Source organism: Pseudomonas sp. 50_B (assembly GCF_017491625.1).
Classification (GTDB): Bacteria; Pseudomonadota; Gammaproteobacteria; order Pseudomonadales; family Pseudomonadaceae; genus Aquipseudomonas; species Aquipseudomonas danubii.
In genome coordinates this window covers 97,711-111,720 of record NZ_JAFGYX010000017.1, presented here as the reverse complement: position 1 = coordinate 111,720, position 14,010 = coordinate 97,711, and the positions used below count along the sequence as shown (strand labels likewise).

The 14,010-nt window shown below is 63.3% G+C and carries 11 protein-coding genes; 9 read left to right on the top strand and 2 right to left on the bottom strand.

What is annotated here, in order from left to right; all coding sequences use genetic code 11:
- The first annotated feature begins 14 nt into the window (after positions 1 to 14).
- The 4 genes from J5M73_RS22440 (at position 15) to nhaB (ending at position 5,793) form a co-directional block, all read left to right on the top strand.
- Positions 15 to 323, top strand: a complete 309-nt coding sequence (locus J5M73_RS22440) for a DUF485 domain-containing protein (RefSeq protein WP_102863492.1) — start codon at positions 15 to 17, stop codon at positions 321 to 323.
- Positions 320 to 1,966: a cation acetate symporter gene (locus J5M73_RS22435; RefSeq protein WP_207816163.1), complete on the top strand. Its 1,647-nt coding sequence runs from the start codon at positions 320 to 322 to the stop codon at positions 1,964 to 1,966. The genes J5M73_RS22440 and J5M73_RS22435 overlap by 4 nt, the downstream gene beginning before the upstream one ends.
- 63 nt (positions 1,967 to 2,029) lie before the next feature.
- Positions 2,030 to 4,084, top strand: a complete 2,055-nt coding sequence (gene paaZ / locus J5M73_RS22430) for a phenylacetic acid degradation bifunctional protein PaaZ (protein WP_207816161.1) — start codon at positions 2,030 to 2,032, stop codon at positions 4,082 to 4,084.
- 206 nt (positions 4,085 to 4,290) lie between these two features.
- Complete coding sequence (gene nhaB / locus J5M73_RS22425; RefSeq protein WP_102863489.1) at positions 4,291 to 5,793, top strand: sodium/proton antiporter NhaB; 1,503 nt, start codon at positions 4,291 to 4,293, stop codon at positions 5,791 to 5,793.
- A 100-nt stretch (positions 5,794 to 5,893) separates the two neighbouring features.
- On the opposite strand, the gene zwf is transcribed toward nhaB, so the two are convergent.
- Both zwf and gnd read right to left on the bottom strand, forming a co-directional pair.
- The gene (zwf, locus tag J5M73_RS22420; protein ID WP_207816159.1) at positions 5,894 to 7,411 is read right to left on the bottom strand and encodes a glucose-6-phosphate dehydrogenase; all 1,518 of its coding nucleotides are present in this window, start codon (positions 7,409 to 7,411) and stop codon (positions 5,894 to 5,896) included.
- Complete coding sequence (gnd, locus tag J5M73_RS22415) at positions 7,408 to 8,388, bottom strand: phosphogluconate dehydrogenase (NAD(+)-dependent, decarboxylating) (RefSeq protein WP_102879231.1); 981 nt, start codon at positions 8,386 to 8,388, stop codon at positions 7,408 to 7,410. The genes zwf and gnd overlap by 4 nt, the downstream gene beginning before the upstream one ends.
- A 481-nt stretch (positions 8,389 to 8,869) precedes the next feature.
- On the opposite strand from gnd, the gene J5M73_RS22410 reads away from it, so the two are divergent.
- The 5 genes from J5M73_RS22410 (at position 8,870) to J5M73_RS22390 (ending at position 13,966) form a co-directional block, all read left to right on the top strand.
- Positions 8,870 to 9,043, top strand: coding sequence for a DUF6026 family protein (locus J5M73_RS22410; protein ID WP_207816157.1), 174 nt, complete (start codon positions 8,870 to 8,872; stop codon positions 9,041 to 9,043).
- Between the two features lie 258 nt (positions 9,044 to 9,301).
- Entirely contained in the window at positions 9,302 to 11,044 is a 1,743-nt protein-coding gene (locus J5M73_RS22405) for a phosphoethanolamine transferase CptA (RefSeq protein WP_102863486.1), read from the top strand.
- A gap of 276 nt (positions 11,045 to 11,320) precedes the next feature.
- Positions 11,321 to 11,545: a hypothetical protein gene (locus J5M73_RS22400; RefSeq protein ID WP_102879229.1), complete on the top strand. Its 225-nt coding sequence runs from the start codon at positions 11,321 to 11,323 to the stop codon at positions 11,543 to 11,545.
- 322 nt (positions 11,546 to 11,867) lie between these two features.
- Entirely contained in the window at positions 11,868 to 12,542 is a 675-nt protein-coding gene (locus J5M73_RS22395) for a heavy metal response regulator transcription factor (RefSeq protein ID WP_102863484.1), read from the top strand.
- A complete protein-coding gene (locus J5M73_RS22390) occupies positions 12,539 to 13,966 on the top strand; it encodes a heavy metal sensor histidine kinase (RefSeq protein ID WP_115580108.1) in 1,428 nt (475 codons plus the stop codon). Before J5M73_RS22395 ends, J5M73_RS22390 begins: the two co-directional genes overlap by 4 nt.
- The last annotated feature ends 44 nt before the right edge of the window (positions 13,967 to 14,010 follow it).

Genomic DNA, 14,010 nt, shown 5'->3' with positions numbered 1-14,010 from the left:
GAGAGAACCCGCCCATGAGCCCGCAAGAAATAGACCGCATCACCCGCCACCCGGACTTTATCCAGCTGGTCCGGCGCAAGCAGCGACTCTACTGGTCCCTGACCCTGGTCATGCTCCTGGCCTACTACGGCTTCGTTTTGCTGGTGGCCTTCAATCCCGGCCTGCTGGGCCGCTCGCTGTCCGGCGGGGCCACCAGCGTCGGCATGCCGGTGGGCGTGGCGATGATTCTCCTGGCCTTTGCCCTCACCGGTCTTTATGTGTATCGCAGCAACCGGCTGCTGGACCCGCTGAACGACAAACTCAAGCGCGAGTACCGGTCATGAAGCGCGGTGCAGGAGTCATCCTGCTGCCCTGCTTGCTGGCCTGGGACCTGGCCCTGGCCGCCGACGACAGCGCCCGCCCGCTGAACTGGAACGCCATCGGCATGTTCCTGGTGTTCGTCCTGCTGACCCTGGGCATCACCCGCTGGGCCGCCCTGCGCACCCGCTCGGCCAAGGACTTCTACACCGCCGGCGGCGGCATGAGCGGCCTGCAGAACGGCCTGGCGATTGCCGGTGACATGATCTCCGCCGCGTCCTTCCTCGGCATCTCGGCCATGATGTTCCTCAACGGCTACGACGGCCTGCTGTACGCCCTCGGGGTGCTGGCCGGCTGGCCGATCATCCTGTTCCTGATCGCCGAACGCCTGCGCAACCTGGGCACCTACACCTTCGCCGACGTGGTTTCCTATCGCCTGGCCCAGACGCCGGTGCGCCTGACCTCGGCGTTCGGCACCCTGACCGTGGCCCTGATGTACCTGGTGGCGCAGATGGTCGGCGCCGGCAAGCTGATCGAACTGCTGTTCGGCCTCAGCTACCTCCACGCGGTGATGCTGGTGGGCCTGCTGATGGTCTGCTACGTGACCTTCGGCGGCATGCTGGCCACCACCTGGGTGCAGATCATCAAGGCGGTGATGCTGCTCTCGGGCACCAGCTTCATGGCCTTCATGGTGCTCAAGCACTTCGGTTTCAGCAGCGAGGCGCTGTTCGCCCGCGCCAGCGAGGTGCACGCCAAGGGCAGCGCGATCATGGCCCCCGGCGGGCTGCTGTCGAACCCCATCGACGCCATTTCCCTGGGCCTGGGGATGATGTTCGGCACCGCCGGGCTGCCCCATATCCTCATGCGCTTCTTCACCGTCAGCGACGCCCGGGAAGCGCGCAAGAGCGTGCTCTATGCCACAGGTTTCATCGGCTACTTCTATCTGTTGCTGATCGTGGTCGGCTTCGGCGCGATCGTCATGGTCGGCACCGAGCCCGAGTATCGCGACGCCAGCGGCGCGATCATCGGCGGCGCCAACATGATCGCGGTGCACCTGGCCCAGGCGGTGGGCGGCAACCTGTTCCTGGGTTTCATCTCGGCCGTGGCCTTCGCCACCATCCTTGCGGTGGTGGCCGGGCTGGCGCTGTCCGGCGCCTCGGCGGTGTCCCATGACCTGTATGCCTGCGTGATGCGCCAAGGCCAGGCCAGCACCCAGCAGGAAATGCGCGTCTCGAAGATCGCCACCCTGTGCATCGGTGTCCTGGCGGTGCTGCTGGGGCTGTTGTTCGAGTCGCAGAACATCGCCTTTCTCTCGGGACTGGTGCTGGCGATTGCCGCGTCGGTGAATTTCCCGGTGCTGTTTCTTTCCATGTTCTGGAAAGGCCTGACCACCCGGGGCGCGGTGGGCGGCAGCCTGGCCGGGCTGATCTCGGCGATTGTCCTGCTGATCCTCAGCCCGGCGGTCTGGGTCAATGTGCTGCACCACCCCCAGGCGCTGTTTCCCTACGCCAACCCGGCGCTGTTCTCCATGAGTCTGGCGTTCTTTGCCGCTTGGGCCTTGTCCGTCAGCGACCGCTCGCCCCGGGCCGAGCTGGAGCGCGGCCGCTACCTGGCGCAGTTCATCCGTTCCATGACCGGCATCGGCGCTGGCGGCGCCAGCCATCACTGAGTTGTCTCCCGGCGCCCGGTACGGTGCGCCGCCCCCCACTTGACCCTTCGGAGCCTTTCTCCCATGCCACAGTCTCCTACCCTGCAAAGCTTTATCGGCGGCCGCTGGATCGGCCAGCACCCGGCCCAGGCCTTGCGCAGCGCCATCGATGGCCATGAAGTGGCGCGCACCCATGAAGAGCCCCTGGACTTCGCCGAAGCGCTGCAACATGGGCGCGTGAACGGTGCCCGGGCCCTGCTCGCCCTGGATTTCCAGGAGCGCGCCCGGCGCCTCAAGGCCCTGGCGCTATACCTTGGCGAGCGCAAGGAACAGCTGTACGCCCTGTCCCACCACAGCGGCGCGACCCGGGCCGACAGCTGGATCGACATCGAGGGCGGCAACAGCACCCTGTTCAGCTATGCCGGGCTCGGCGCCCGCGAGCTGCCTTCGGGCAACCTGCTGCACGAAGGCCCGGCACAGACCCTGAGCAAGCTTGGCAGTTTTGCCGGCACCCATATCCTGGTGCCTCGTGGCGGCGTGGCGGTGCACATCAACGCCTTCAACTTTCCCATCTGGGGCATGCTGGAAAAGTTCGCCCCCTGCTTTCTCGCCGGCATGCCCTGCATCGTCAAACCGGCCAGTGCCACCAGCTACCTGACCGAGGCGGCAGTGCGCCTGATGCATGAGTCCGGCCTGTTGCCCGAAGGCAGCCTGCAACTGGTGATCGGCGGCACCGGCGATCTGCTCGATCGCCTGCAAGGCCAGGACCTGGTGACCTTCACCGGCTCGGCGGTCACCGCCGCCACGCTGCGGGCCAACCCCAACCTGATCCGCCACTCGGTGCCCTTCAACGCCGAGGCCGATTCGCTGAACTGCGCGATCCTGGCGCCGGACGTGACCCCGGACGACCCGGAATTCGAGCTGTTCATCAAGGAAGTGGTGCGGGAAATGACGGTCAAGGCCGGACAGAAATGCACCGCCATCCGCCGCGCCATCGTTCCGGCCAAACAGCTGGATGCCGTGGCCACGGGCTTGCGCCAGCGCCTGTCGAAGGTGGTGGTCGGCGATCCGTCGCTGGAAGGCGTGCGCATGGGCGCCCTGGCCTCCCACGCGCAACAGCGGGACGTGGCCGAGCGCCTGGAAAGCCTGCTGCACAGCAGCGACCTGTTGTTCGGCGCACGGGACGGCTTCGAGCCCCGGGGCGACAACGTCAGCCAGGGCGCGTTCTTTGCCCCGACCCTGCTGCTGTCCCGTGATCCCCTGGCCCAGGGTGGTGCTCACGATATCGAGGCCTTTGGCCCGGTCAGTACCTTGATGGCCTACGACGATCTGGACCAGGCTCTGGACCTGGCCGCTCGCGGCAAGGGCAGCCTGGTGGCCAGCCTGGTGACCAAGGACCCAGGCATCGCCGCCCAGGTCATTCCTCGGGCCGCCAGCTGGCATGGCCGCCTGCTGGTGCTGGACCGCGAGTGCGCCGGCGAATCCACCGGCCACGGCTCGCCATTGCCGCAACTCAAGCACGGTGGCCCCGGTCGCGCCGGTGGCGGTGAAGAGCTGGGCGGCCTGCGGGCGGTCAAGCACTACCTGCAGCGAGCCGCTGTGCAGGGCTCGCCGAGCATGCTGGCGGCAGTGACCGGTGAATACGTGCGCGGCGCCAAGGTCATCGAAACCGAGGTCCACCCGTTCCGCCGGCACTTCCAGGACCTGCAGATCGGCGAGTCCCTGCTGACCCACCGCCGCACCGTGACCGAGGCCGATCTGGTGAACTTCGGCTGCCTGTCGGGGGACCACTTCTATATGCACTTCGACGAGATCGCCGCCAAGGATTCCCAATTCGGCAAGCGTATTGCCCACGGCTACTTCGTGCTCTCGGCGGCGGCCGGGCTGTTCGTGTCCCCGGCACCGGGCCCGGTGCTGGCCAACTATGGCCTGGACAGCCTGCGCTTCATCAGCCCGGTGGGCATTGGCGACACCCTGCAAGCGCGGCTGACCTGCAAGCGCAAGATCGACCAGGGTAAACAGAGCCCTCAGGGCACGCCGCAGGGGGTGGTGGCCTGGGACGTGGAAGTGACCAATCAACTGGGTGAGCTGGTGGCCAGCTACGACATCCTGACCCTGGTTGCCAAACGCACCCCCTGAGCGTAGGAGCCGGCTTGCCGGCGAATGGCCCTCACGATGGCATTGCCCCTGAGGCCGCCTTCGCCAGCCAGTTGGCTCCTGCAAGAGTGTGCCAGCGCTTGTGCGGATGCTTGGCTCGGGCAGATTGTGGCAAAAGATTTCATGGGTTCTTGATTCTCAATCCGGCTTGCGGCAAGTTGCGCGCTTCTCACTATTAGGAGCAGCCCATGTCCGGCTCAATGGCCCAGGCGTTCGCGCACAATTTTCTCGGCCACTCACCCCGCTGGTACAAGGCAAGCATTGTCGCGTTCCTGCTGCTCAATCCGCTGCTGTTCTTCGCGGTCAGTCCGGCCGCAGCGGGCTGGTGCCTGGTGATCGAGTTCATCTTCACCCTGGCCATGGCCCTCAAGTGCTACCCCTTGATGCCCGGTGGTCTGCTGTTGGTGCAAGCGCTATTGCTGGGCATGGCCACGCCCCAGGCGCTGTACGACGAACTGGTGCACAATTTCCCGGTGATCCTGCTGCTGATGTTCATGGTGGCCGGCATCTACTTCATGAAAGAACTGCTGCTGTTCCTGTTCTCCCGGCTGCTGCTGGGGGTGCGCTCCAAGGCGCTTTTGGGGCTGCTGTTCTGCTTTCTGTCGGCCTTCCTCTCGGCCTTTCTCGACGCCCTGACCGTGACCGCGGTGATCATCAGCGCCGCGGTGGGCTTCTACTCGGTGTACCACCGGGTGGCCTCCGGCAATGACCCGCGCCAGGACAGCGGCTATGGCGACGATCAGCATCTGCCAACCCTGCACCACGACGACCTGGAGCAGTTCCGCGCCTTTCTACGCAGCCTGTTGATGCACGGCGCCGTGGGCACGGCGCTGGGAGGCGTATGCACCCTGGTGGGCGAACCACAGAACCTGTTGATCGGCCATGAGATGGGCTGGCACTTCGCCGAGTTCTTCCTCAAGGTGGCGCCGGTTTCACTGCCGGTGCTGGCCGCCGGACTGGTGACCTGCGTACTCCTGGAAAAACTGCGCTGGTTCGGCTACGGCACGCTGCTGCCGGATAACGTGCGCAAGGTGCTGGCCAACTACGCGGCCGAAGACGACGCCCAGCGCACCGCGCGGCAGCGGGCGGCGTTGCTGGTCCAGGGGCTGGCGGCGCTGATCCTGATTGTCGGCCTGGCCCTGCACGTCGCGGAAGTCGGGCTGATCGGCCTGCTGGTGATTGTGCTGATCACCGCCTTCACCGGGATTACCGACGAGCACCGCCTGGGCAACGCCTTCAAGGACGCCATGCCCTTCACCGCCCTGCTGGTGGTGTTTTTTGCCGTGGTGGCGGTGATTCACCAGCAACAGCTGTTCGTGCCGCTGATCCAGTGGGTGCTGGCACTACCGGCGGACCAGCAGCCAGGCATGCTGTTCATTGCCAATGGCCTGCTGTCGGCCATCAGCGACAACGTGTTCGTCGCCACCATCTACATCACCGAGGTGAAACAGGCCTTTGTCTCCGGGCAGATGAGTCGCGAACACTTCGAGACCCTGGCGATCGCCATCAACACCGGCACCAACCTGCCCAGCGTCGCCACGCCCAATGGCCAGGCCGCCTTCCTGTTTCTGCTGACCTCGGCGATTGCGCCGCTGGTGCGCCTGTCCTACGGACGGATGGTGTGGATGGCCCTGCCCTACACCGTGGTGATGGGCCTGCTGGGCTGGTACGCGGTGAGTTACTGGTTGTAGCGCTGGAGGATGTTTGAAGGGTTGAGGCGCTGATCCGGGTGCAACGGGGTGCCGTCCATATCGCTAAGCAGGAACGCGATGGACCGCACCTTGCCCCCCTTCAGCCGAGGGCGTGCCAGACGCGACCATCCCGGGCCAGCAACTCATCAGCGGCATCCGGACCATCCTCACCCGCAGGATAAGTCTGCACGCTCGCGTCCTGCTTCCAGGCATCGAGGAAAGGCTGCACGGCGCGCCAACCGTTCTCGATATTGTCTGCCCGCTGAAACAGCGTCTGGTCACCGACCAGGCAGTCGTAGATCAGCGTCTCGTAGCCGGTGGACGGCTGCATTTCGAAGAAATCCCGATAGGCGAAGCCCAGTTCGATATTGGCCATGTCCAGGCTCGGCCCGGGCTTTTTCGCCAGCAGGTCGAACCACATGCCTTCGTTGGGCTGGATCTGAATCCGCAGGTAAGTCGGCGACAGCTGATCGACTTCGGTATCGCGAAATTGCGCGTAGGGTGCCGGCTTGAAGCAGATGACGATTTCGGTGTCGCGCACGCTCATGCGCTTGCCGGTGCGCAGGTAGAACGGCACCCCGACCCAGCGCCAGTTGTCGATCATCACCTTCAGCGCGACATAGGTTTCAGTATTGCTGTCCGGCGCGACATTAGCCTCTTCGCGGTAACCCGCCAGGGCCTTGCCCGCCACTTCGGCGGCGCGGTACTGGCCGCGCACCGAGTTGGCCCGCGCCTCCTCCAGGGACCAGGGACGGATCGCCCCCACCACCTTGGCCTTCTCGCCGCGCACTGCATCGGCGCCAAAGGCCGCAGGGGGCTCCATGGCCACCATCGCCAGGAGTTGGAACAGGTGGTTGGGCACCATGTCTCGCAGGGCGCCGGTGTGTTCATAAAAGCTGCCACGGGTTTGGACCCCGACGGTTTCCGCCGCGGTGATCTGCACGTGGTCGATGTAATGGTTGTTCCAGAACGCCTCGAACAGGCTGTTGGAAAAGCGGCTGACCAGAATGTTCTGCACCGTTTCCTTGCCCAGGTAATGGTCGATGCGATAGATCTGCTTTTCGCTCATGACCTTGAGCAAGCAGGCGTTGAGGGCCTCGGCGCTCTGCAGATCGGAGCCGAAGGGCTTCTCGATGACCACCCGGCGAAAGGCCTCCGGCCCCTCCTCCAGCAACCCCGAAGCCCCCAGGCGCTGCACCACTTCACTGAAGAAGCGCGGCGCGGTGGCCAGGTAGAACACCGCGTTGCCGGTGCTGCTGGCGGCAATTCGCGCCGCCAGTTCGGCATAGGTGGAGTCGTCGAGGAAGTCGCCCTGGACGTAGCTGATGCCACGGGTCAGGCGGGCCCAGACGGCGGCGTCCACGGACGCCCCCTGGCCTTGTTTGCTCAGCACTTCATCGCGAAGGAAGTCTTCCAGCAAGGTGGCGAACTCAGCGTCGCTCACCGCGTTGTGGTCGACGCCGACAATCCGCAGCCCCTCATCCAGCAGACCGTCGCGGCTCAGGTTGTACAGCGCCGGCGTCAACAGGCGCTTGACCAGATCACCGCGGGCGCCGAACAGGAACAGCGTGGTCGGCGGCGCGGGCAACGCCTTGGACTTCTTTCGCGTAGAGGTCATTTCTTACCGGTCTCCACGTGGCCGCCAAAGCCGAAGCGCATGGCCGACAGCAGCTTGTCGCCGTAGGTGCCCTGGCCGCGGGAGCGGTAGCGGGAGAACAACGAGTTGGACAGCACCGGAACCGGAACCGCCTGCTCCATGGCCGCTTCGATGGTCCAGCGCCCTTCACCACTGTCGGCCACGGCACCGGAAAAACCGTCGAGCTTCGGATCGCCGGCCAGGGCATCGGCGGTCAGGTCCAGCAGCCAGGAGGACACCACGCTGCCGCGCCGCCAGACTTCGGCGATGTCCGCCACATTGAGGTCGAAGCGCTGATCCTCCGGCAGGATGTCCGAAGACTTGGTCTTGAGAATGTCAAAGCCCTCGGCGAAGGCCTGCATCATCCCGTACTCGATGCCGTTGTGGATCATCTTGACGAAATGCCCGGCACCGGCAGGACCGGCATGGATATAGCCACGCTCGGCACGGTCGTCATCAGAAACGCGGTCCTTGGTCCGTGGAATCGAACCCAGGCCAGGGGCCAGTGCCGCGAACAGCGGGTCCAGGCGCAGCACTTCATCGGCATCGCCGCCGATCATCATGCAGTAGCCGCGCTCCAGGCCCCAGACGCCGCCGGAGGTGCCGACATCGATGTACTTCAGGCCCTTTTGCGCCAGGTCCCGGGCACGGCGGATGTCGTCCTTATAGTAGGTATTGCCGCCGTCGATGATCACATCACCCGGTTCCAGCAACTGGCTCAGGGTGTCGATGGTCTCTTCGGTGGGTGCGCCGGCGGGCAGCATGACCCAGACCGCGCGGGGTTTTTCCAGGCCAGCCACCAGGGCCGGCAGGTCGGCGACGCCCTTGGCGCCTTCGGCGGCCAGGGTGCTGACGAAATCGGTGTTGCGGTCAAAGACTACGGTCTCGTGCCCATTGAGCATCAGGCGCCGTGCAATGTTGCCGCCCATGCGGCCCAGTCCAATAATCCCCAGTTGCATGTGCTGATGCTCCTACTGCAAAAAATTCAGATCAAAAATGTATAGCCCAAAGGGCTGGGTGCAAACGTCGAGGGGCGCAACTATACAAGGCGAGACGCTCCAAGACAGCGCAATCTTCAGACATAACGCCAGTTTTTGCGGCCACCTGCGCGCAACGCAGCGCGCCCAAGCCCGATCTCTTGCCCCTCGGCCGGCGCGAACCGCGTGGAGATTAGTCCCGGCACTGGGGGCGAAGTTTCTCAGAACTTGGGGGGATAACGACGCAAAACACCAGGAAGGCACAACGACCACGAAAAATAAAAAAGTTCCAATTGCGCTGAAAAGAAATAAAATTGCCGCCTTCAGGCTGCGTGGAAACGTCACGAGTGAAGGCAAGACGGTTGCCTGACACCGTCATTTTCGCGCTGCCGACGATAGTGCTTTGCGCAAGGGATGCGACCAGCAAAGCATAGTTGAGGCACTCCATTTGCGAGGTGAAGCAATGGGCACAGTACTACCGGCACGACCTGCACAGACTCTCTACGTGACCATTCGTCGTGACGAATTGCGCCAACTCAAAGACGAGCGCGATCAACTGCAACGGCAACTCGCCCAATTGCGCCTGATGTTGCAGAACCAGGGACAAGCCCCTGCCGTAGCGCTGCAGCGCCCCTGAGCAACCTCAGCTGTGCCCCGGAACGCAGGCCCGGCCTGCGTTCACCGCTCTACCCACTCCCTTTCCTGCCACCTATCTGCCGCCACACCTGATCCCGCCGCCTGCTACGCCGGACAAAAATCCAACGCTGCGCTAACGAACTTTTCACACTTGCCTATCGATACTCCCGGCCATTGTGGCCGTCTTGTTACAGACGGCGGCCTTCATTCGCAGCGCTGAACCGGCGCGCAATGATCACGGAACGGCGGGGAGCGCTGAATGGCATTGTTCAAACGCAGTAACACGTCTGCGACAGGTTTTGACTGGATGGGGCTGCTCTGGCTGTTCCTGTTCTTCTGGTATTTCTCCGGCATCACCCAACTGCTGATTCAACTGACGGACACGTCCGGCTTCGCCGGTTTCCGCCAGGCGTTCTTCATGAGCGCCATCTGGCTGGCGCCGATGCTGCTGTTCCCGGCACGCACCAAAGTCATGGCGGCAGTGATCGGCGTGGTGCTCTGGGCCTGCTCCATGGCCAGCCTGGGCTATTTCTTCGTCTATCAGCAGGAGTTCTCGCAAAGCGTCATCTTCATCATGTTCGAGTCCAACCCCTCGGAAGCCGGTGAATACCTGACGCAGTACTTTGCCTGGTGGATGCTCCTGGCGTTCCTGGCCCACACCGCCTTCGCCCTCTTCCTCTGGACCCGCCTGCGCCCGGTGTACCTGCCCCGGGGCCAGGCCCTGGCGGCTGCCGTGGCAATCCTGGTGGCGATTGTCGGCTACCCGCTGATCAAGCAAATCGCTCGCACCGACACCCTGGCCGACGGCCTGGAGAAATTTGAAACCCGTATCGAACCCGCCGTGCCGTGGCAGATGGTGGTCGCTTATCGCCGCTACCGTGAGCAACTGAACGGCATGCAGGGCATGCTCGACAGCGTCAGCAAGATCCCGCCGCTGACCAACCTCAAGGACAGCATGGCCAATCAGCCGGCCACCCTGGTGCTGGTGATCGGCGAGTCCACCAACCGTCAGCGCATGAGCCTCTACGGCTACCCGCGCCAGACCACCCCGGAGCTGGACAAGCTCAAGGATCAGTTGGCGGTGTTCGACAACGTCATCACCCCGCGCCCCTACACCATCGAGGCGTTGCAACAGGTGCTGACCTTCGCCGACGAAGAAAACCCCGATCTCTACCTCAAGACGCCGTCCCTGGTCAGCGTGATGAAGCAGGCCGGCTACAAGACCTACTGGATCACCAACCAGCAGACCATGACCAAACGCAACACCATGCTCACCACCTTCTCCGAGCAGGCGGACGAGCAGGTGTACTTGAACAACAATCGCAACCAGAACGCCCGCCAGTACGACGGCGACGTGCTTGAGCCCTTCTCCAAGGCCCTGGCCGACAGCGCCCCGCGCAAGTTCATCGTGGTCCACCTGCTGGGCACTCACATGAGCTACCAGTACCGCTACCCGCCAAGCTACGACAAATTCACCGATCGCCAGGGCGTGCCGGCCGGTGTGCGTGACGATCAACTGCCGACCTACAACAGCTACGACAACGCGGTGCTGTACAACGACTTCGTGGTCTCCAGCCTGATCAAGGATTACGCCAAGACCGACCCCAACGGTTTCCTGCTGTACCTGTCGGACCACGGCGAAGACGTCTTCGACTCCGCCGGCCACGACACCCTGGGACGCAACGAAGGCAAGCCCACGGCGCCGATGTACACCATCCCGTTCATGGCCTGGGCCTCGCCGAAGTGGCGGCAAACCCATGACTGGAACTTTGCTTCCGACCTCAGCCGCCCTTACAGCAGCTCCCAGCTGATTCATACCTGGGCCGACCTGGCGGGCTTGAGTTTCGACCAGCTGGACCACAGCCGCAGCCTGGTCAGCGACAGCTTCAAGCCGCGCCCGCTGCTGATTGGCGACCCCTACTCGCGCCAGAGCAAGGCGCTGATCGACTTCAGCCTGATGAAACCCAAAGCGCCGACGGAAGCGACCGTGGTCCAGAAGTAAGAACCCGACTCGGGGGCCGCAACGGCCCCCATCCCTGCTGGCGCCCGGCATGCCGGCAAAGGCGCCATCCTGCCTTGCAGCGAGCTCTGCGACACCCTCACTGGCCAACCAGCTGCTACAGGCTTTGATTGTCTGCAGACACATAATGTCAAGAATGTAATATCCCGCTCAGGCTGACGTTAACCCTCACTTAATACACTTCGCTGAAACTTGCCCCATCACTTCTTGTGCAGGGACGAAACAAGTTACCGAACACTCTTAAGTAGGAAACGCAGTATGAAACTTTCAACTTTGGTATTTAGCGGTTTGATTCTCGCCACTTCCAGTGCAGCCTTTGCCGAAGGCGGAGCCGAGCATATGCAACGCTTTTACGAGAACTTCCGCGTCAATCAGCAACAGATTCACGGCGATAAAAACCAGAACCTCGCCAAGACCGAGCAAGACAAGGCCGGTACCCACTATTCCGCGCCGGACGCCAAGCAACAACAGCCCGGCGCCTGATACCTCTTCAACGCAGTACCCACTCTGGACAATCCGCTCCTTTGGCAGAGATGGACGTTTGGCGCCCTCTACAGGGCGCCTTTTTTATATCCGCTGGCAGGCCCTCACTGTCACGCCAATGACAGGAATATTACAACTCTGTCATCCGCCACTTTCCCTGCGTGCAATCAACTAGCATGCCTGCGCCCAAGCGCTCACCCGCTATCGGCTGACCTGGCTAATCCTATGAATTAGATGATTATTTTTCTTGACCCTATAGCTACTTCAGGCTTCACCCTGCACTCATTCGATAATGCCCAAGCGGTTTGGAGAGGATCTGGCAATGCGTATTCTGGTGGTTGAAGACGAACCCAAAACAGCGGACTACCTGCATCAAGGCCTGAGTGAAAGTGGTTATGTCGTGGACCGCGCCAACAATGGCGTGGACGGTCTGCACCTGATACAGCAACAACCTTACGAGTTGGTGATCCTGGATATAAACCTGCCGGGCCAAGATGGCTGGCAAGTGTTGGAACATATGCGCGGACATTCTCCGGCCCGGGTCATGATGTTGACCGCTCGCGGGCGCCTGGAAGACAAAGTCAAAGGGCTGGATATGGGCGCCGATGATTATCTGGTCAAACCTTTTCAATTTCCCGAGTTACTGGCCCGGGTCCGGACTTTGATTCGCCGCAGCGAACCCGTGTCCCAGCCGCAAGTATTGCAAGTGGCCGACTTGCAACTTGATCCTCGCCGGCATCGGGCTTATCGCGGCGACCGTCGAATAGATCTCACGACCAAGGAATTCACCCTGTTGCATGTATTGATGCGCCACTCGGGGGAAGTGCTGACCCGCACGCAAATCATTTCCCTGGTCTGGGACATGAACTTCGACTGCGACACCAATGTGGTGGAAGTCTCCATCAGCCGCCTGCGGGCCAAGATCGATGATGCCAGTGAGGTCAAGCTGATCCACACCCTGCGCGGTGTCGGTTATGTCCTGGAAGTGCGCCAATGACGCCCCAGCCGGCGGCGCCGACCAACAGCAGCCTGTCCATGCGCCTGGGGCTGACCGTCAGCCTGATGGGGGCGGCCCTGGTCCTGCTGCTGGCAACCCTGGCCTATCTGGCCCTGAACCACGAGTTGGACAACCTGGCGCGCAAGGGCCTGGAGAGCAAGCTGGAACAGATCCAGCACAGCCTCACCAGCGACCTCAAGAGCAGCGACCTGGCCGCCCGCCCCCACTCCCTGCTGGACCTGGTGATGGGCCACGACAATCTGCAATTGAACATCCTGAGCAGCGCGCCTCTGGCCGAACCCTTGCTCAATGTTGGCGGCATCGCTGAACAACCGCTGCCCCGGGCCCTGAGGGAGAGCAGCACCGAGGGTTACCTCGACTGGCGTGACAGCCGCGGCAATCCCTTGCTCAGCGCCACCCGGCAAATGAACCTGCGCAATGGCGAGCCGGTGCGAGTGGTGTTGAGCCTGGACCGCGGTAATGACCAGGCACTGCTCAGCGCCTACCTGCGCTCCACGGTGATTGCCCTGCCCCTGTTGCTGCTGCTGATCGGCATGGGTGCCTGGTGGCTGGTGCAAAGGGGCCTGCTACCCCTGCAACAGTTCACCCGGGTCGCCGCCAAGGTCACCACCCAGGACCTGACCCATCGCCTGAACCTGGACAAGCTGCCCCGGGAACTGGCGGAACTGGGCCAGGGCATCAACGTCATGCTGCAGCGCCTGGATGGCGGCGTACAACGCCTGTCGCAGTTCTCCGACGACCTGGCCCACGAACTGCGCTCGCCCATCAGCAACCTGATGGGCAAGGCCCAAGTGACCCTGTCCCGCGAGCGCCCCCCGGAGGAATACAAGGCCGTGCTGGAGGCCAGCATCGAGGAACTGGAACGGGTCACACGAATCGTCGCCGACATGCTGTTCCTGGCTCAGGTCAGCCAGCCGGCTTCCCAGGCCCGCTTTGCCCGGGTGTCTCTGGGCGAGGAGGCGCGGCGGGTCATGGACCTGTTTGCCCTCAGCGCCGAGGACAGGCAACTGCAGCTGGAACTGCGCGGTGACGCCTGGGTGCTGGGGGATCGCCTGATGATCCAGCGGGCCATTTCCAACCTGTTGTCCAACGCCATCCGCCATTGCCCGGATCAGGGCCGGATCGACCTGCGGATCGAGCGCCAACTGCAGAGCGTGAGCCTCGCGGTGGGCAATCCCGGGCCGGGCATCGCCGCCTGCCACCTGCCCCATCTGTTCGAGCGTTTCTATCGGGTCGACAGCAGCCGCACCCGAGCCGAAGGCGGCACCGGGCTGGGCCTGGCAATCGTGCGCTCGATCATGAACCTGCATCAGGGCCGCACCGAGGTCGACAGCGTACCGGACAGCCTCACCGAGTTCCGCCTGGTGTTCCCCAAGCTCGACCCGGCATTGCACGACGCTTAAAGCAGTCAGCCCCGCTCCCCTACAGCACCAGGGCGCCAATCAGC